The organism is Nocardiopsis camelliae, from assembly GCF_028993595.1.
GTDB lineage: Bacteria > Actinomycetota > Actinomycetes > Streptosporangiales > Streptosporangiaceae > Nocardiopsis > Nocardiopsis dassonvillei.
In genome coordinates this window covers 3,224,482-3,243,430 of record NZ_CP118614.1, presented here as the reverse complement: position 1 = coordinate 3,243,430, position 18,949 = coordinate 3,224,482, and the positions used below count along the sequence as shown (strand labels likewise).

12 protein-coding genes and 1 pseudogene are annotated in these 18,949 nt (G+C 68.1%); 8 read left to right on the top strand and 5 right to left on the bottom strand.

All coding sequences use genetic code 11. From position 1 onward, the window contains the following. Positions 1 to 53 precede the first annotated feature (53 nt). The 3 genes from PV789_RS14110 to PV789_RS14100 form a co-directional block, all read right to left on the bottom strand. Positions 54 to 1,205, bottom strand: a complete 1,152-nt coding sequence (locus tag PV789_RS14110; RefSeq protein WP_274977861.1) for an RNA polymerase sigma factor — start codon at positions 1,203 to 1,205, stop codon at positions 54 to 56. A 6-nt stretch (positions 1,206 to 1,211) separates the two neighbouring features. Continuing rightward, a complete protein-coding gene (locus PV789_RS14105) occupies positions 1,212 to 1,619 on the bottom strand; it encodes a YciI family protein (protein ID WP_274977860.1) in 408 nt (135 codons plus the stop codon). Between the two features lie 679 nt (positions 1,620 to 2,298). Then, positions 2,299 to 3,309 carry a LacI family DNA-binding transcriptional regulator gene (locus PV789_RS14100; protein ID WP_274977859.1) on the bottom strand — a complete coding sequence of 337 codons (1,011 nt, stop codon included), beginning with the start codon at positions 3,307 to 3,309 and terminating at the stop codon, positions 2,299 to 2,301. A 219-nt stretch (positions 3,310 to 3,528) separates the two neighbouring features. On the opposite strand from PV789_RS14100, the gene PV789_RS14095 reads away from it, so the two are divergent. From PV789_RS14095 to PV789_RS14075, 5 genes are all read left to right on the top strand, one after another. Beyond that, complete coding sequence (locus PV789_RS14095) at positions 3,529 to 4,575, top strand: ABC transporter substrate-binding protein (RefSeq protein ID WP_274977858.1); 1,047 nt, start codon at positions 3,529 to 3,531, stop codon at positions 4,573 to 4,575. Continuing rightward, positions 4,575 to 5,432, top strand: a complete 858-nt coding sequence (locus PV789_RS14090; protein WP_274977857.1) for an ABC transporter permease — start codon at positions 4,575 to 4,577, stop codon at positions 5,430 to 5,432. Before PV789_RS14095 ends, PV789_RS14090 begins: the two co-directional genes overlap by 1 nt. Continuing rightward, entirely contained in the window at positions 5,429 to 6,190 is a 762-nt protein-coding gene (locus PV789_RS14085) for an ABC transporter permease (protein WP_019607421.1), read from the top strand. Before PV789_RS14090 ends, PV789_RS14085 begins: the two co-directional genes overlap by 4 nt. Further along, positions 6,187 to 7,305, top strand: a complete 1,119-nt coding sequence (locus tag PV789_RS14080) for an ABC transporter ATP-binding protein (protein WP_274977856.1) — start codon at positions 6,187 to 6,189, stop codon at positions 7,303 to 7,305. The genes PV789_RS14085 and PV789_RS14080 overlap by 4 nt, the downstream gene beginning before the upstream one ends. Before the next feature lie 105 nt (positions 7,306 to 7,410). After that, complete coding sequence (locus tag PV789_RS14075) at positions 7,411 to 8,190, top strand: MBL fold metallo-hydrolase (RefSeq protein WP_274977855.1); 780 nt, start codon at positions 7,411 to 7,413, stop codon at positions 8,188 to 8,190. A gap of 520 nt (positions 8,191 to 8,710) precedes the next feature. Here PV789_RS14075 and PV789_RS14070 read toward each other — a convergent pair. After that, the gene (locus PV789_RS14070; protein WP_274973233.1) at positions 8,711 to 10,147 is read right to left on the bottom strand and encodes an NF041680 family putative transposase; all 1,437 of its coding nucleotides are present in this window, start codon (positions 10,145 to 10,147) and stop codon (positions 8,711 to 8,713) included. A gap of 193 nt (positions 10,148 to 10,340) precedes the next feature. On the opposite strand from PV789_RS14070, the pseudogene PV789_RS14065 reads away from it, so the two are divergent. From PV789_RS14065 to PV789_RS14055, 3 genes and pseudogenes are all read left to right on the top strand, one after another. Beyond that, positions 10,341 to 11,121 (top strand): annotated as a pseudogene (locus tag PV789_RS14065) (IS5 family transposase). Positions 11,122 to 11,266: 145 nt separating this feature from the next. After that, positions 11,267 to 12,703 (top strand): NF041680 family putative transposase, encoded by a 1,437-nt coding sequence (locus PV789_RS14060; RefSeq protein WP_274973233.1) that lies wholly within the window; start codon positions 11,267 to 11,269, stop codon positions 12,701 to 12,703. Positions 12,704 to 13,239: 536 nt separating this feature from the next. Next, positions 13,240 to 15,090, top strand: a complete 1,851-nt coding sequence (locus PV789_RS14055; RefSeq protein WP_274977854.1) for a DUF262 domain-containing protein — start codon at positions 13,240 to 13,242, stop codon at positions 15,088 to 15,090. 678 nt (positions 15,091 to 15,768) lie between these two features. On the opposite strand, the gene PV789_RS14050 is transcribed toward PV789_RS14055, so the two are convergent. After that, positions 15,769 to 17,247, bottom strand: a complete 1,479-nt coding sequence (locus PV789_RS14050; RefSeq protein ID WP_274977853.1) for a tyrosine-type recombinase/integrase — start codon at positions 17,245 to 17,247, stop codon at positions 15,769 to 15,771. Positions 17,248 to 18,949 lie beyond the last annotated feature (1,702 nt).

The following is an 18,949-nucleotide window of genomic DNA, read 5'->3' as shown; positions in this document are numbered from 1 at the left end:
CGGGCGGCTCTCCCCCGCCCGGTCGCTGCACGCCCGCCGCCCCCGGGGGACGCTCAACCGCGCAGCCGGGCGTTGAGCCGTGCGGCCTGGCGCATGAGGTGGTCGCGTTCGGGCAGGTTGGGCGCCGACCGGGCGGCCTCGGCGTAGAGCCGCGCCGCGGTGGCCGGGTCGCCGTCGCGCTCGTGCAGGTACGCGGCGGCGGCGCCGTGCCGGGGAACGGAGGGGTCCAGCTCCGCCAGGACGGCCAGCCCCGCCCGCGGACCGTCGGCCTCACCGACCGCGACGGCCCGGTTGAGGCGGACCACGGGGCTGTCGGTGAGGCGCACCAGTTCGTCGTACCACTCGACGATCTGCGTCCAGTCGGTCTCCTCTGCCGTCCGGGCGTCGGCGTGGAGGGCGGCGATCGCGGCCTGGGCCTGGTACTCGCCCAGGCGGTCGCGGGCCAGGGCCGCCTGGAGCACGCCGACGCCCTCGGCGATCATGCGGGTGTCCCACAGGCCGCGCTCCTGCTCGGCGAGGGGCACGAGTCTGCCGTCGGGTCCGGTCCGCGCCGGGCGCCGGGCGTGGTGCAGCAGCATGAGCGCGAGCAGCCCCGCGGCCTCCTCGTGGTCGGTTCCGGCCGCCAGCTGGCGGGTGAGCCGGATCGCCTCACCGGCGAGGTCGACGTCTCCGGAGTAGCCCTCGTTGAAGACCAGGTAGAGCACCCGCAGCACGGTGGCGACGTCGCCGGGCCGGTCGAACCGGACGCCCGAGACGGTCCGCTTGGCCCTGCTGATGCGCTGGGCCATGGTCGCCTCCGGCACGAGGTAGGCCCGCGCGATCTGACGCGTGGTCAGGCCGCCGACCGCGCGCAGCGTGAGCGCGACAGCGGAGGCCGGTGTCAGGGACGGGTGCGCGCACAGGAAGTACAGCCGGAGCGTGTCGTCCACCGCCTCGCCCGGACCGGGTGCGGGTTCGGGTTCGGCCTCGACGCGTACCTCGCGGTGCCGTCGGGAGGTGTCGGCGCGGGCGGTGTCGAGGAACTTGCGCCAGGCCACCGTGACCAGCCAGCCCCGGGGATCGTGCGGCGGGTGGTCCGGCCACACGCGCACTGCCTCGACCAGGGCTTCCTGCACGGCGTCCTCGGCCGCGGCGAAGTCCGCTCCGCGGCGGCCGAGGATTCCGATCACGGTGGGGGTGAGGGTCCGCAGAAGGGCCTCATCCATGGTGTGTCACTCCGTGATGGTCGGGGGCGCGGTCAGGAACGGGCGCACCTCCAGCCACTCGTGGATCGGCTTCCCGCCCGCCCCGGGCGCGGCCGACAGCTCCCCGGCCAGTTCGACCGCCCGCTCGTAGTTCTCGACGTCGATCACCATCCAGCCGGCGATCAGGTCCTTGGTCTCGGCGAACGGGCCGTCGGTGACCGGCGGCCGCCCCTCGCCGTCGTAGCGGACGAACGCGCCCTCCGGGGAGAGCGCCTGGCCGTCGACGAACTCGCCGGTGCCCTCCAGCCGGTCGGCGAAGTCCCGCATGTAGCGCATGTGGGCCGAGACCTCCTCCGGCGTCCACTGGTCCATGGGCACGTCGTTGACCGATGCCGGTGCGCCCCGGTAGTGCTTGAGCAGCAGGTACTTGGCCATGATGTCCTCCGTGGGTCGCTCTCGTGGCCCGTGTGGGCCGGGTGCCGTGCGGCCCCGTCGCGGGCCGTGTTCACTCCGGGGACGGAGCCGTGCGCGGGTTCTCGACATCCCGCGGCGACTTTTTCCGACGGATTTCGCGGTGTCCGCCTCCTCCACTGTGCCGCAGGACCGCTGACGGGCGCGGGAAGCCGTTTCGCGTCGCGCTCGTCAAACGACGTGGGCCTCACCTTAGGAGGGACCGGTCTCGCCCGCCCCTCCCCCGCACAGACAACAGAGGGAAAAACGCTGTAAGTCGGGGCGTCACAACGAACACCCGAAACCGGCCCTGACCTTCCCTGTCAGCGCCACCCACCCTGTTCGCACGCTTAGACGAACACCCCGGCGAACACCCTGGACACGGCGAACAGCCGTCCTCCCCCGGCTGACAGCGTCCTTCCCTGACAGCGCGCCATAGAGCTGTCAGCACCGCGTCAGCCATGCTGTCAGCCGCGGCCAGGAGCGCTTCGGAAGTTCCGCCGCCCCGGGAGCGATCGTCCGGCCGGGCAGGCCGCGGACGTGGTCACCGCCCGGAGAACGGTCCACGACGGCAGGAGGGCGCGGACGGCAGGAGGGCGCGGACGGCGGGGGGAACGGGAAGCCGTCGGCGGTCCGCGATGTCAGGAGGGCGCGGGCAGCGGCCTCACGCCAGGACCGCGACCGACCCCCGCTCCACCAGGCGCACGGGCAGCCGAACGGCGCTGCCGGGCCCCTCAACGAGCAGGCCCATGATCCGCTCCCCCAGCACCTCGCGCTCCACGGCGATCGTGGTCAGGCCGGGGTCCAGCAGGGCCGAGGTGGGCAGGTCGTCGTGGCCCACCACGCTGACGTCGCGCCCCACGCGCAGGCCCAGGGAGCGGGCGGCGTCGTAGACGGCGGCGCTCAGGTGGTCGGAGTTGACGATCAGAGCGCGGTGCCCGGGGCGCGCCATCATCTGAGCGGACCTGCGGGCCACCGCCTCGTAGTCCAGGGGGCCGCGTGCCACCGACGCGGTCATCCCGTGCCGGGCGCAGTGGCGGTGGAAGGCCTCCTCGCGCCCCCAGTCGGCGGCCAGGTGCTCGGGGGCCATCAGGAGCGCGGCCTCGCGGTGGCCCCGCTCCGCCAGGTGCTCCACGGCCCGGGCGACGGCCTCCTCGTCGTCGGGGCCGACCGTGGACAGACGGCCGGCGGTGCCCTCCCGGTCGGGTTCGGGCGTGCAGTTGAAGGCCACCACCGGGACGTGGGTGTGGCGGTCCATCCACTCCAGGAGGCGGTCGCGCCGCCCGATGGGCGCGACGGCGATCCCGGCGACCGCCTCGGCGGCGAGCCTGCGCAGCGCGGCGCTCTCCCGCTCCTGGTCGTAGTCCGAGCTCATGATCAGCAGGAGCGCCCCCTCGCGGTGCGCGACGGTCTCCATGCCGCGCAACACGTCCAGGAAGAAGGGGTTGCGCATGTTGCGGATCACCACGCCGTAGGCGGAACGTCGGCCGGTGCGCAGCGCCCGGGCCCGGCCGTCGGCCTGGTAGTCGAGTTCCGCGGCGATCCGGCGGACCCGCTCGGCGGTCGCGGCGGCCACGCGGCCGGTGCCGTTGAGGGCGAAGCTGGCCTGGGCGACCGAGACGCCCGCACCGGCCGCGACGTCCCGCAGGGTCGCGCGCTTGGTCGGTTCCGGCATGGCTCTCCTCGGGGGGACTGTGACCGTGGACTCGAAAGTACCGTGCGCCCGCTCGGGGCGGGCACCGGCGGGTCGACGGCGCGGGACGCTGTTCCACCGGTGTTCGACCTCCGGTCACCGTTTGCGAAACAACAGGTCACCGCACTGATTAATCGTTTAATCACGCACTTCCGCACAGCGGTGTCCGGCAGGCACCGCAGACCCGATCCCGGAGTCCCCATGACCCTCACCCGCGGACGCGGCGTCCTGAGCGCCGCCGCGATCACGTCCGTCCTCGCCCTGACCGCCTGCGGCAACGCCGACCTGCCCCAGGCAGCGGCCACCGGCGACGGCGGCACCGTCATCACCTACAACTCCCCCGCCGAGTGGGGCAACTACGGCGAGGTCCTGGCCGCCTTCACCGAGCAGACCGGCATCCAGGCCCCCAACGACCCGAAGAACTCCGGGCAGGCCCTGGCCGCGCTCCAGGCCGAGAAGGGCGCGCCCGTCGCCGACGTCGCCTACACCGGCATCGCCTTCGCCGGACAGCTCGTGGAGGCCGGGGTCCTGCAGTCCTACGTGCCCGAGGGCGCGGAGGAGGTCCCCGAGGACCTGCGCGACCCCGACGGGAACTGGACCGCCGTCCACACCGGCACCATCGCCTTCATCGTCAACGAGGACCACCTGGACGGCGCGCCCGTGCCGAGCAGCTGGGAGGACCTCCTCGACCCCGCCTACGAGGGCAAGGTCGGCTACCTCGACCCCACCCAGGCGGCCGTGGGCTACTCGGCCGCGACGGCGGTCAACCACGCGCTCGGCGGCGACCTGTCCGACTGGCAGCCGGGACTGGACTACCTGGCCGAGCTGAAGGAGAACGGCGCCTCCACCTCCGCGCAGACCGCCACCGCCAAGGTCGCCCAGGGCGAGATCCCCATCCTCATCGACACCGACTTCAACGGCTACAAGCTCCGCGACGAGGGCGCCGACGTCAGCGTCGTCATCCCCGAGGAGGGCTCGCTGCAGATCCCCTACATCGTCGGCCTGGTCGAGGGCTCGCCCAACGCCGAGAACGGCAGGGAGCTGCTGGACTTCTACTTCTCCGAGCAGGGCCAGGGCCTCTTCGCGGACGGCTACATGCGCCCGGTGGTCGGCCAGATGCCCGAGGAGCTCGCCGATCAGGTCCTGCCCGAGTCCGACTACGAGCGCGCGATCACCATCGACTACCTCGAACAGGGCGAGCGGCAGCAGGAGTTCATCGACCTGTACCAGAGCGAGGTCGGCTTCTAGTGTCCCCCGGTACCGCGCGCGTGCGCCGCGCCGCGCCGCCCCCGTGGTCCGCGGCGCTCCCGGCGCTCGCCCTCGTCTGCCTGTTCAGCGCCTACCCGGTCGTGGTGCTGGTGGCCAACTCCCTGGGCCTGGGCCGGTCCCCGGCCGACGGGGGCCCCACCCTGGAGCACTACGCCGACGCCCTGTCCTCGGCGGCCGTGCGCGAGTCGCTGGCCGCGTCGGCGCTGGTCGCCGGGGTGGCGGTCCTGGCCACGCTCGTGATCGCCGTCCCCGTCGTCCTGCACCAGGCGCGGCAGGACCGCTCCGGGGGCGGCGGGGCCGCCACCGACGCCCTGCTCACCCTGCCGATCGCCCTGCCCGGCATCATCATCGGGTTCTTCGCGATCGTGCTCAACGGCAGGACCGGCCTGCTCGCGCCGCTGTGGGAGGGCTTCGCGGGGCTGGCCTACACCCTGCCCGGCCTGCTCGTGGCCTACGTCTACTTCTCGCTGCCCCGGGTCCTGGGGCCGCTGCGCGCCGCCGCGGCGGGGCTTGCGCCCTCGCTCACCGAGAGCGCCCGCACCCTGGGCGCCTCCAGGGTGCGGGTGCTGTTCACGGTCACCCTGCCCCTGCTGCTGCCCGCGCTCATCGAGACCGGGGGCACGGCGGCGGCGATCGCCCTGGGCGGGTACGGCACGGTCGCCACGCTCTCGGAGGGGATCCGCCTGCTCCCGCTCAACGTCGCCAACGAACTGACCACCGGCTACCGCCTGGCCGCCTCCTCCACCCTGGCGGTGCTGCTGGCAGCCATGGCCGTCGCCGCGCTGGTGCTCGGCCGCGGCCTGGGCCGCCTGGTCGGACGGGCGGTGGCCTCGTGAACCGCGTCGTCACCTGGGCCGTCTGCGCCTTCGTCCTCGTCCCGATCCTGGCGACCCTGGTGGTGGCCACCAGCGTCGACTTCTCCCAGGGCCCCTGGGGCGGCGGGTTCACGCTGGACTGGTTCGCCTACGCCTGGCCCCCGCTGGCCCCCGTCATCGGCCGCAGCCTGGCCGTGGCGGCGCTGGTGGTGGTGCTCAACCTCGCCCTGGGCGGCCCGCTGGCCTGGTGGGTGGCCCGCCACCCCTCGCCGCTGACCCGGCTGACGGGATACCTGGTCAACGTGCCCCTGGCCGTGCCCGGCATCGCGTTGAGCGTCGCCCTGGTGAGCGCCTACGCGGCGCTGCGCCCCAGCGGGATCCTGCTGGTCATGGGCCACGTGGTGTTCACGCTGCCCTTCACCCTGGCCGCCCTGGTGCCCGCGCTGGCCGACGACGACCTGCGCCTCAACGAGCAGGTCGCCCGCAGCCTGGGGGCCGGGCCCGCCAGGGCCCTGGCCACGGTCACCGTCCCCGGCTGCCTCATCGCGATCACCCAGGCGATGACGATGGTCTTCGCCCTGTCCTTCGGCGAGTTCAACATCTCCTTCTTCGTCAACCCGCCCGCCACGCCCACCGTGCCGTTCGCCCTGTTCGACTCCTACTCCACCCAGAGGCTCGAACCCGCGTCCGCGCAGTCGATCATCTTCATCGCCTTCGTCGCCCCGGTGCTGACGGCCATCGTGCTGGCCCGGCGGCACGCCCTGAGGAGCACTCCGTGACCGATCTCCGTGAACCCGGGACCCGCGCGTCCGACCCCGCCGCTCCCGCGCCCGGCCCCGCCGCCCGCGCGTCCGGCCTCACCGTGTCCGACCTGACCATCCGCTACGGCGACACCGAGGCCGTCCGCGGGGTGTCCATGGAGGTGCTGCCCGACGAGACCGTGGCCGTCGTGGGCCCCTCCGGCTGCGGCAAGAGCAGCACCCTGCGCGCGGTCGCCGGACTCACCCCGGTCGCCGAAGGAGGCATCGGCCTGGGCGGACGCGACATCACGCACCTGGATCCGGCCCGCCGGGGCGTGGGCCTGGTCCCGCAGAACTACGCGGTGTTCCCGCACCTGAGCGTGGCGGGCAACATCGCCTACGGCCTGCGCGCCCGGCGGCTCCCGGCCGACCGCAGGCGCCGCCGGGTCGCCGAGATGCTGGAGTTGACGCAGCTCACCGAGCTCGCGGAGCGGCGTCCCGACCAGCTCTCCGGCGGCCAGCGCCAGCGCGTGGCCCTGGCCCGGGCCCTGGCCGTCGAACCGGACGTCCTGCTCCTGGACGAGCCCCTGGCGGCCCTGGACCCGCAGCTGCGGGGCGGCCTGCGCCGGGAGCTGTCCGCCATGCTCTCCTCCTCGGGGTGCGCCACGCTGATCGTCACGCACGACCAGCGCGAGGCCCTGTCCCTGGGGTCGCGGATCGCCCTGATGCGCGAGGGGTCCCTGGTGCAGTTCGGGACGCCCCGGGAACTGTGGGAGGACCCCGCCGACGCCTTCGTCGCGGACTTCCTGGCCAACGCGGTCCTGCTGGACGCCGAACTCTCCCAGGGCGAAGCCGCGGTGCTCGGCGGCCGGTGGAGGATCCCCGCGTCGGACCTGCGGACCGGGCCGACCCGGCACGGCCGCACCCGCCTGCTCCTGCGCGACGACAGCCTCACCGTCACCGACCACGACGACGCCCACGCAGTGACCGCCCAGGTCACGCACGCCGAGTTCGTCGGCGACGCCGTCCGCCTCACGGTCGACGCGCACGGCCACGTGTTCGGCGTGCGTGTCCCGCCCGATGCCCGGATCGGCCGTTCCGTGTCGCTGGCGGTCGTTCCCGGCCGCGCCACCCTGCTCGTCCCCGCGGCCTGATAGCGGGCGTTCCGGTCGCCGAGGCCACCGCTTCGGTCCTTTCCCGGAGGCAACCGCCCGACTCCGCCCCTGAAGGCACCAGACCACCCCACGACGGAGGAACCCATGCTCGAACTCGAAATCCTCGGCTCCAACGCCACGGCGCCCACCGCGGAGGGCCCCGCCTCCTGCTACCTGCTGCACACCGACGACGGCATCCTGCTGGTCGACGCCGGGCCGGGGTCCCTGCTGGCCTACTGCGCGCGCTACGGGCTCGACCGGCTGCGCGGGATCGTGGTGACGCACCTGCACGCCGACCACAGCCTGGACCTCATGGCCTGGGCCTACCGGTGGACCTTCCCCGATGTGCTGCCGCGCATCCCCCTGTACTACCCGGAGGGGGAGGCCGAGCGCCTGGCCGCCTTCGACGCGGTCTTCGGCATCCCGACGCTGCCCACGATGAACAGCCCCATCGCCCAGTCCTTCGAGCCCAGGGAGATGGCCATGGACGGGACGACCCGCTACGAGGCGGCGGGGACCCCCTTCCGCTCCTTCCGGGCCCACCACAGCGTCCCCTCGGCGGCGCTGCGGTTCGAGGACCCCGACGGCGGCAGGGTGGTCTCCTTCTCCTCCGACACGGGGTACTGCGAGGCCGTCGTGCGCGCGGCCGAGGGGGCCGACCTGTTCGTGTGCGAGTCGACCTACCTGGAGGCCGACGACCAGGCCCTGACCGGCCACGGCCACCTCACCGCCGCGATGGCCGGTGACCTGGCCGCCGAGGCAGGGGTCGACCACCTGGTCCTCACCCACTTCGCCGACCCCCGCATGTGGGAGGAGGGCGCCCAGCACGCGGCACGCGGGTTCTCCGGCCCGGTGAGCGTGGCCAGGCCCGGCAGCCGCTTCTGAGGGGGCGGACGGGTCCGCACGACCGCCCGGGGGCGCCGCCGCACCGTCTGCCGCGCTCCCGTGGTCCCGGCCTCAGCTTTGGTCCCTGGCCGGGACCACGGGCTGCTCTCCCCGCCCTGCGGCACACAAGGACACCTCGGCGTAGGGCTCGCGGATAGGCCACCAGGGGCGGCAACAGCACTGCGCGGGATGCGCCCCGGACGAAGATGTCGCGTGCCTCTAGCTCGTTTGACAGACCACCGGACTTCTAATCCGATGGTCGCAGGTTCGAATCCTGCCGGGTGCGCCACAAAACCCCAGTTCAGACGGGGTGTGCGAGTCGAACAGGCGAGGCGTGCGGCCCGGATCGGGGCCTGACATCCTCCATGTGTGCTCCCCAGTGCAGGGTCCAGTACAGGTGGAGGCCCACCTCCCGGAGCACTTTGCCGTTCCGTGACCCTGCGGGGGTGCCCGGGACACCCCCGTGTCCGCCCGACAGGCCACATACGACCGTTTCAGCCCAAACCCCTTAGCTTGTTCTTTAACCTGCGCGGTTCCTGTGCTGTGCGAGGGTGAGGTCGCGTTTGACGGTTTTGCCGACGTCGTAGCGGGACGCCGGGCGGCGGTTCTTCGAACCGGGCGGTCGTCCGGGACCGGGCCAGGAGGGTTTCGGTGCCCTGGCCGGACGCGCCGCCTTCACCCGCAGGTGGCGAAACCCCCGCCGGACCCGGGCGGGGGTGAGTCGGCCCGGCTCAGCGGGCCGCTCCCAGGGACGGCGCAGATCCTCGGCCAGCGGGCGGGCCAGACGCAGCTGGGTGTGCGCGGCGATGACCAGCCAGGTCCACCGGTCGGCCGCCTCGCAGGAGCGCACCCTCGGGCAGGTCCAACCCAGGGTCTGCTTGAACAGGCGGAAGGTGTGCTCCAGATCGAAGCGGCGCAGGAACGCCTGCCACAGCACATCGACCAGCTCGCCGCTGGCTCCGGTGACCGATGACCACAGCCACACCGGCTTGGGGTCCCGGTCGCCGGGCAGGTGCTCGACCTCCAGGCGCACCAGGGTCCCCTCAACGACGGGCAGGTTTCCGTCGTGGTCCAGCCAGGGGCCGCGGTGGGTAAGCCGGGGGTGCAGCCGGTCCCACGCCCGGGCGTGGGCGGTGCCGTAGCGGGTGGTTTCAGTCACGGTGGCCTGGTCGGGGGCGTGCCAGCTGTCCGGCTCGGCCAGGGTGAATACCCCGCCGTGCTTGCGCGGGCGCCCGATGGTGCCTGGGGGCCGGGGCGGTGCGGGTCGCAGCATGACGCGGTCGGAGCGGATGCGGCCCACCAGTTCCACGGGCAGGTCGGCCAGGACGAAGGCCAGACGGCACACGTCGTAGCCGGAGTCCATGACGATCAGGATGTCGGCCTCGCCTTGGCGCCAGTGCCCGGCGGCGATGAGGCGGGTGACGACCTCGCGCAGCTGGGCCGCAGTGACGGCGGTGGCGTCGTCGGCCGGGCCCAGACGGACCGCGTCCAACAGGGCGGTCCACGAGGTGCGGCCGGTCTCCAGGGCGGCGACGAAGGAGTAGGGCCAGCCGGGGATGAACTGCGAGGTGTTCTTGGAGCGGCCGTAGACGTGGCAGAACAGCCGGTCGGGGCTGCACGGTGCGTCGGGACGCAGCCAGGGCGAGACGTCCACGGCGAGAACGATCCGGCCGTCGGCCGCCCGGGGCAGGGGTAGTTCGGCCAGCGAGCGCCGCAACCTGCCAGTGTCCACCTGGCCGTGGTTCAGCGCGTCATACATCGCGCCGTGTCCGCGCCGGTGCTCGGCCACCAGTGTCAGATCGACCAGCGAGCTTACCGGCCCGTCGGAGCACAGCATCGCGTCGCACAGCTCGAACAACGTGTCTGCCCGGCGGGGCAGACAGTCGTGGAACTCGCTTCGAAACCAGGACAATGTGGGCAACGCCTCGACGCCGACGGCGTCATCCATCAGACTCATCACAGCGGCCGTTCCTCGGTACTTCGTGACTCGACATCTCGAAGCGTGAGGGATGGCCGCCACTGTTGTCCGGGGAACGGCGAACCCCGACAAGAAACGATCTTGCCGGGGTTAAAGAACAAGCTTAGAGGGCGTCTGAAAAGGGTCAGAGCGGTGCAGACTGGAGGAGTGAATCCCCTGCGTTCGGAGGCCGATGGTGCCCGGACGTACCTCGTACCCCACTGACCTGTCCGACACCGAGTGGGAGCTCCTCGCCCCTGTCATCCCCGCGCCCAAACCGTGTGGACGCCCCGTCCTGCACGAACGGCGCAAAAGCATCAACGCACTGGCCTACTGAATGAGAGCCGGGTGCGCGTGGAGGCTGCTGCCTCACGACTTCCCCACCCTGGCAGAAGGTCTACCACTACTGGAGGCTGTGGCGCATCGAGGGCCGCTGGGAGCAGATCCTGGACCATCTGCGCCGACGCGAACGGATCCGCAACGGCCGCGACCCCGACCCCAGCGCGGGGATCATCGACTCCCCAAGCGTCAAGGCCACCGACCGCGGCGGGTCGCACGGCTACGACGGAGGCAAGAAGATCAACGGAATCAAGCGTCACCTGCTGGTCAACACGAGGGGCACCGTGCTCACCGCCTGTGTCAACCCCGCGAACGCGGGGGATCGCCAGGGCGCGATGATGCTGTTGTCCCTGGCGGAGTGGGCGCGTCGGACAGTGGACGTCACCGTCCAGATCGCCCAGCAGCGTGACGGCGGCTTCCGGGGCACCTGGGCTCCGCGGGATGCTCCTGCGCGTGAGGTGACCCGGATCGCGGTGGTGCCGCGCCGGTGGGTCGTCGAGCGCACGTTCGCCTGGCTGGGAAAGTACCGGCGTACCTCGAAGGACTACGAGTACCTGGCCGCGAACTCCGAGAACGTCATCTACCTCGCAATGAGCATGACCCTGCTGCACCGCCTGGCACAAACATCATCCTGACCCTTTTCAGACGCCCTCTAAGCTTGTTCTTTAACCCCGGCAAGATCGTTTCTTGTCGGGGTTCGCCGTTCCCCGGACAACAGTGGCGGCCATCCCTCACGCTTCGAGATGTCGAGTCACGAAGTACCGAGGAACGGCCGCTGTGATGAGTCTGATGGATGACGCCGTCGGCGTCGAGGCGTTGCCCACATTGTCCTGGTTTCGAAGCGAGTTCCACGACTGTCTGCCCCGCCGGGCAGACACGTTGTTCGAGCTGTGCGACGCGATGCTGTGCTCCGACGGGCCGGTAAGCTCGCTGGTCGATCTGACACTGGTGGCCGAGCACCGGCGCGGACACGGCGCGATGTATGACGCGCTGAACCACGGCCAGGTGGACACTGGCAGGTTGCGGCGCTCGCTGGCCGAACTACCCCTGCCCCGGGCGGCCGACGGCCGGATCGTTCTCGCCGTGGACGTCTCGCCCTGGCTGCGTCCCGACGCACCGTGCAGCCCCGACCGGCTGTTCTGCCACGTCTACGGCCGCTCCAAGAACACCTCGCAGTTCATCCCCGGCTGGCCCTACTCCTTCGTCGCCGCCCTGGAGACCGGCCGCACCTCGTGGACCGCCCTGTTGGACGCGGTCCGTCTGGGCCCGGCCGACGACGCCACCGCCGTCACTGCGGCCCAGCTGCGCGAGGTCGTCACCCGCCTCATCGCCGCCGGGCACTGGCGCCAAGGCGAGGCCGACATCCTGATCGTCATGGACTCCGGCTACGACGTGTGCCGTCTGGCCTTCGTCCTGGCCGACCTGCCCGTGGAACTGGTGGGCCGCATCCGCTCCGACCGCGTCATGCTGCGACCCGCACCGCCCCGGCCCCCAGGCACCATCGGGCGCCCGCGCAAGCACGGCGGGGTATTCACCCTGGCCGAGCCGGACAGCTGGCACGCCCCCGACCAGGCCACCGTGACTGAAACCACCCGCTACGGCACCGCCCACGCCCGGGCGTGGGACCGGCTGCACCCCCGGCTTACCCACCGCGGCCCCTGGCTGGACCACGACGGAAACCTGCCCGTCGTTGAGGGGACCCTGGTGCGCCTGGAGGTCGAGCACCTGCCCGGCGACCGGGACCCCAAGCCGGTGTGGCTGTGGTCATCGGTCACCGGAGCCAGCGGCGAGCTGGTCGATGTGCTGTGGCAGGCGTTCCTGCGCCGCTTCGATCTGGAGCACACCTTCCGCCTGTTCAAGCAGACCCTGGGTTGGACCTGCCCGAGGGTGCGCTCCTGCGAGGCGGCCGACCGGTGGACCTGGCTGGTCATCGCCGCGCACACCCAGCTGCGTCTGGCCCGCCCGCTGGCCGAGGATCTGCGCCGTCCCTGGGAGCGGCCCGCTGAGCCGGGCCGACTCACCCCCGCCCGGGTCCGGCGGGGGTTTCGCCACCTGCGGGTGAAGGCGGCGCGTCCGGCCAGGGCACCGAAACCCTCCTGGCCCGGTCCCGGACGACCGCCCGGTTCGAAGAACCGCCGCCCGGCGTCCCGCTACGACGTCGGCAAAACCGTCAAACGCGACCTCACCCTCGCACAGCACAGGAACCGCGCAGGTTAAAGAACAAGCTAAGGAAGGTTTCGAGTTCGTCAGAGATCTATTCGGGTTGGACCAGACCCACGTTCATCCGTACGAGGCGATCCGTCGCCACACGGCCCCGATAATGCTTCTCTGATGGCGTGTGCGATGGCCACCGTATGCGCTTGGCCTGCCATAAGCACCCAGGCGCCGAACCTGATCAGCGCTGACTAACCGGCGCCCCTTACCCCCGGCTACGTTCGGATGACCGTCGCTGCAATCAAGAACTTGCTCAGTACCCTGGACCCGACTCAGCTCACCTTCGAACACACGCTCTATTGGCAGGACTGGCGAGACCACCCCTGAACCAAAGCCCTCCAGTACCACCAGCTCGCCCCTCTCACACAACCGCTCCTATACCTGTACCCGCAGGTCACCTAGCAAAGCGCGGCTGCTACACAAGGCGCTTGGACAAGCCGGGACATCATTTCCTGGCCCCTCTCAAACACGACTCACAGCGATAAGTCGTCACGCGCAGATGTTCAAAGCTGCAAGATTACGCTATGCTTCGAGTCAACGTGGTTCGCAACAAGGAGTGGCAACGAGAGATGGCCGAGGCAACTTTGAACAATGATCTAATTCCCATTAAAAGCCAGACTCGGACCGTGCAAACGTGTTTCCAGCAATGCCTGTATGAAGTTCCCAATTTTCAGAGGCCTTACAGCTGGTCCGAGGATCAGCTCGTCGAGTATTGGGACGACGTAATCCTAGCGAAGGGCGATTTTTTCTTCGGATCTACCGTGACATGGGTTAGTGAAAAGAGAGAGCTATTCAATGACACATACTCAATAATTGATGGCCAGCAAAGACTCACCACGAGCGCAATTCTCCTTTCTGTTGTACGCGATGCATTCAGCGGATTTGCCGCCACACACACCGGCACCAATGAATTCAATCCGGAGATGGCCAGGAGCCAGGCGGAGGCAACCCAGAAATACTTGGTAACCAAAGACGATGACGGCAACAATTACCCCGTTTTGCGCCGCCCGGAGAGAATGTTCTACGAAGAGATACAGAACCCAAACGCAATTCCATCCGGGATAAGATGGAACGGAAGTGCCAAGCGAATCGGGGAAGCTAGAACTTTCTTCGAGTCGAAGGTGCTCGAAGAAGTCTCAGATAAGACACCGAACGAGCAGATCGAACGCCTTAAGGTAATCCGATCAAACGCACTAAAGGCACGCTTGATCCAAGTTGAGTTGGCATCCGAAGAAGACGGGTTTTTGGTCTTCGAAACACTGAACACGCGCGGTTCAGAACTGCGGCTTTCCGACCTCGCAAAGAATCTACTGATCCGAGGTGGAGCCGAAGATTCTAACGACCGCCAGGCAATTTCTGGGCGATGGGAACAACTCGTTGACCGCGTGCAAATGGAACACGTAAACGCGGATTCCGTCGATCGATTCATCTGGCAGTCTTGGAATTCGCGAAGAACCGCCGTGAAGGAGCCCGAACTATTCAAAGAGATCAGCAACATCGTTAGAGGCGATTCAGCTAAACACCTGTCCTACCTAAACGAGCTTGAAATAGACTCAAAAACTTACAAATGGCTAGATGTTGAGCATTTGCAGGTCCAGCAAAAGAAAAATGGAGTCCGCAATGCTTTCGCGATTCCGGAATTTGTTGACAGCATTCGCGCCCTTGCCATTTTCAATGTCTCTGTAGCCAACTCGACAGTTCTTGCCGCAGTCCGCAAATATCAGGAAACTAAGCTCTTCAAGGAGTCGCAGCTCATAGAAGTACTGAGACTCGTGGAAGCATTTCATTTTCAATTTTCAGCCCTAACCAGCAGTGGTTCCACAGGCGGCACTCGTGCTCGTTACAACCGTTTTGCAGTTCGCCTAGAGGAAGCAAGATCTACCAGTGATTTCGCAGCGGCCATCGAGGACTTGAAAGAAAAACTGCGAGCCAGCCTGCCCGATAGATCGAGGGCCCACCAAGCGTTTCTCTCACTATTCTATGCCCCCTCGCTTCAGTTGAAGCAAGCACAGAAGATGAAGGCCCGAAAGTTGTTTATCGCTTACGTACTAATGTCGTTCGCGAAGCATGATAAACTACTGCCTGCGGGCCAAAACTTGGCAACGTGGACCATTGAGCATATCAAGCCACAGTCGCTCGCTTCAACGGACTACCGCGACCCTATTTATTCGATAGGCAATCTGACGTTGCTTACTACTGGATTGAACAGTGACCTGGGAGACGCCCCACTGTCCTCCAAGGCTGGGGATCTGAGAAAAGGTCGTGCGTACTTCGATCGAGAACTCGCCGCTTGGGAGACTAGTTCAATCGATTATCCGTCTAATGACCAGATTAAATCTAGGGCGGACTTTCTGGCGGATGACGCACTAGGGCGAGTATGGAGTCTGTAGGAACCGGTGCATGCCCCAGAGAAGGATTTAGAAAGTGCAAATAGGCTCTCCGAAACCTAAGCACAAAAAGACCCCTATTGGTTTGTGTTTCGAGTTAAACAAGCCTCTGACATAAGGTTACGCATCAAGCATCTGAATCGTTATTTTTTGATAACGCAAGACGAAGCTTTCGAAAACCTTTTCGACTATATTGCAGTAGTAAAAACCAGGGATCCTCGCGCCAAACTTCACTCCAGCAAAGAACGTGCTTCTCCCAGGAAAGGGCGTTTTTGCGCGCCTCACACCGGATGAGTTGGTATGTCAGAAAACTCAACCAGTGTTCGACCTGGATAATCTACGAGAAACCGTTCGGCGCGAAATGCATGTGAAAGTGGTGACGAGGGGCCAGCACGCATCTCGTAGCGCTACCACAGCCATTGAAGCTCTTGCGACCAAACGACGGCTCTGGCGAGGTCGGGGAACGTCAAGGTACTCACTCTCGAATAGCCAGACACACCGACCAGCAAGCGGATTCTATGGGTATGGGGAGAGGGACATACGGAGCATCTCCCATGAGACCTTTGATCCGATCGGCCACCGCTCCCGAGCACGAGGAAACCCCAGGCCAGCCGGGATGAACCCGTGAACTGACCTGGGGTCGGTGGTGCCGTGTGGCTCGGGGTGTGCTCGACGGTTCGGCTACCCGGCCCTCACCGGAGACGAGCCTCGTAGCAGCGCGGCGGTGGCCTCGGCCGCCGCTTTGGCCACGTCCGGGAACACCGACTGATAGGTGTCTTGGGTGAAGTGCGTGGTCGCGTGCCCGAGCTCGGCCGAGACCACCTTCACGTCCGTGCCCGCGGCCAACGCGAGCGAGGCGGCGCCGTGGCGGAGCCCGTGCAACGTGATCGGCGGCAGCCCGGCGGCCCTGGCGATGCGTAGGAACCAGTCACTGACCTGCCCCGGATGCCACCCCGAACCGTCCTGACGGGTGAAGGCCAGGCCACTGTCCGTCCAGCCCGTACCGGTCTTGAGTCGGGCTTCGTTCTGGAACCGTTTCCAGGCCCGCAGCACCTTGATGGTGTCGGCGTCCAGGGTGATGGTGCGTTGCCCCGCTGCGCTTTTCGGGGTGGAGGTGATCGTCTCCCACGCGAGTTGGACGACCTGGACGCGGATGTCGATCTGCCCGTCGGTCAACCTCGTGTTGGACCAGGGCAGTCCAACCGCTTCTCCTCGGCGCAGACCCTTGACCGCGATCAGGTGGAACATCGGGTACAGCCACGGATACTTCCTCGCGTGCACCAGGAAGGCACGGGTCTGCTCTGGTGTCCACACCATCACCTCCCCCGGCACGGTCCCGTCCTTCTTCCACTGGCGCACCCGGTCGGGTGTCCACACCAGCGGACGCTTCCTGGGACAGGAGGGCAGGCGTACGTGCGAGGCGATGTTCACCGACACCGGCAGGTCCGGACGCCTGACGGCTTCGGACAACGCACTGCGCAAGGTGGCGCGGATGCGGTGCTTGGTGGACAGCGAGATCACCCGGCGCCCCCTGACCGAGGCCCGCACCTTCACATCGTCGGACTCACGGCACTCCAGGATGTGAGCGTTGGTCTCCTCGATGGCCGCGAACATCGTTTCGACGTGGTGAGCCTGGAGCTTGTCCAGCCTGAGTTGGCCCAGGTGCGGGGCGAGGTAGGTTCGGATGTGCCCGGCGTAGGAGGTCCGGGTTCCCGCGGCCAGGTCGGGTTTGCTCTTCAACCACTCCCCCAGCCAGGCGGCGAGGGTGGGTGGTTCGGTGCGTACGTCCACCGCCATCGCCACCCGCTTGCGCGCCTCCTCCAGGTCCGGGAGTGGGCGGCGTTGCTTCAACGCCGCCTGGACCAGGTCAGCGATCTGTATCTCGACCGTGGGGTCCTTCTCCGCCAGGGCGATGAGCGCCTTAACGTGTTCCAGTCCTTTCCGGGCCTGCTCCTGAGAGGTCAATCCGACGCGGCGGGCTTGGCGGCGCCCACCCTGACTGGTCGGGGGAAGTTCGTACTGGAACGCCCACGCCCCATGGGCCGGGTTCCAGCCCCCGGTCCGGCGTTTGAGCTGCGGACACCTGACCCCCAACGCCCTACCGGTGCTCTCGTCGCGGCATCCGCACCGCTTGAACGTGGACCCCTCACGCGCGGCCATACACGGCCTCACCTTCGTCTCGCTCACCACGCACACCACACCCGCCAACTACCGACAGCAAACCGACCTCGGCCGCCATGACCGGAGTACTCACGCCCACACGACCCACTTCGCTACCACCTCTGAGCTGTGCGGATACGGCGTACGGCCCCGCGTGTGGCGGGGCACCACGCATCCACGCTCGACCTCGTAGAGGTGGTCAAGCGGATTCAGCAGGAACGTCGTCCGATGGGCGCACACCCCCGCCCGCCCATCCGATACGCCCGGCATCGTCCTGTTCCTGCCACCGTCCTGATCAGGGCCGTTCCAGGGGTCAACGACGCGGGGCCCACCGAGCCCGCCACGCGGCCGGTCCGCGCCGACCGGCCCGCCCCAGGATGCCTGGGGCCCTGCCGCGCGGTGGGGCCGACGTCGGGGCGCTGACAGCCCCACACCGCCCGCCCGCGTCCCGGGGCCACACCATGGGCTTGGAACCCGCCGCGAACCACCCCGTTCCCGAGCGACGCTTCTCCTCGCCATCGCGCCTCCGCCTCTCTCCTCGTTGCCGTGGGCCTTTTCGCCCTGATGAACCCCTATGAAGACGCACCCGATGAAGATGCGACACCCAACCTCAGAACCTCACGCGGCTGGGCCTCCGCCACCGCGTACCGCTGGCAGACGAGGCCGCGCGAAACACGACGTGAGACAACAAAAAACACGTGGTAGGAATCAACAGGGAACGCTGTGATGCAGCGCCCGGAGCTGGTCGATCTTGGGCTCTACACAGGAATAAGGGATCAGCTTTATCTCTCACGATGAAGCCGAAAGACTTTCGCTGAGAAAGAGGCGAAGAAAGAAGGGATACCGCGCGAGCAGAGCGCCCATGGAGGCGGGAGGGGCGGGCGCGCTCGCCCGTGAGCGAGGGCGCCCCGCCCGCCTACGTGAGGAGAACTATCCACTTGGGTATAAGTCTGGACGCCCATTGGCCCACCCATATGCCCTCTGAGCTGCACAGCAGCATGGTTAAGGGTGGGCCAGCTAAGAGTGGCCCACCCGCTGGCCCAGTCGGTGGCCCATGCGCTGGCCAGGGGTTCACTTCGGGTTCAGTGGAGGTTCACACCCCACCTTCCCGCTTCCAAGGAAGTCGGAGAAAAAGCGCGCATGCACTTCTCACAGGAGCAGGAACCCGCGCTTTGCCACTCGGCAGGTGAGAGCACTCCGCCCACCTCGACCACACCAGAACAACTCTCAATGGAGAGGGATCGCGAATACCACCTGAGAGGAGAAAATCCTTTCTTCCAAGGATTCTCGGCCAGGGGAAGCTTGCGCGTGGCAGGTGACAGAACTTGCACGCCCCTGGTCTGGCTCTAGAGGAAGAGAGGGCAGAGAGGCGGTCAGGGAGGAAACACAGCGGAGGGGTGGGGGCAGGCACAGGTGAGCGAGGGCCACGGTAGACGTAGGCGGGCGGTTCCGCCCCCGCTTGTCGGGGCGGACCCGCCCGCCTACGTGAAGGGGACTACCCACTGGGGTATAAGTCTGGCTTTCCAACGGCCCACCCGCAGCGGCTCCCACCTGTACTGATAACGCTCGCGAGGTGGGCCGATCACAGCGGCCCACCCATGGGCGGAGGCACAGGCGGAGTCACAGGCCCCTGGAAAGGCGGAGTCACAGGCGGAGTCACAGGCCCTCCAACGGCCCACACCCTGACACGAGGTTCTTCTGG

Coding starts and splice junctions, on each gene's coding strand:
- PV789_RS14075 (WP_274977855.1), top strand. CDS start 7,411: ATGCTCGAACTCGAAATCCTCGGCTCCAACGCCACGGCGCCCACCGCG.
- PV789_RS14095 (WP_274977858.1), top strand. CDS start 3,529: ATGACCCTCACCCGCGGACGCGGCGTCCTGAGCGCCGCCGCGATCACG.
- PV789_RS14105 (WP_274977860.1), bottom strand. CDS start 1,619: ATGGCCAAGTACCTGCTGCTCAAGCACTACCGGGGCGCACCGGCATCG.
- PV789_RS14060 (WP_274973233.1), top strand. CDS start 11,267: ATGAGTCTGATGGATGACGCCGTCGGCGTCGAGGCGTTGCCCACATTG.
- PV789_RS14100 (WP_274977859.1), bottom strand. CDS start 3,309: ATGCCGGAACCGACCAAGCGCGCGACCCTGCGGGACGTCGCGGCCGGT.
- PV789_RS14050 (WP_274977853.1), bottom strand. CDS start 17,247: ATGGCCGCGCGTGAGGGGTCCACGTTCAAGCGGTGCGGATGCCGCGAC.
- PV789_RS14110 (WP_274977861.1), bottom strand. CDS start 1,205: ATGGATGAGGCCCTTCTGCGGACCCTCACCCCCACCGTGATCGGAATC.
- PV789_RS14070 (WP_274973233.1), bottom strand. CDS start 10,147: ATGAGTCTGATGGATGACGCCGTCGGCGTCGAGGCGTTGCCCACATTG.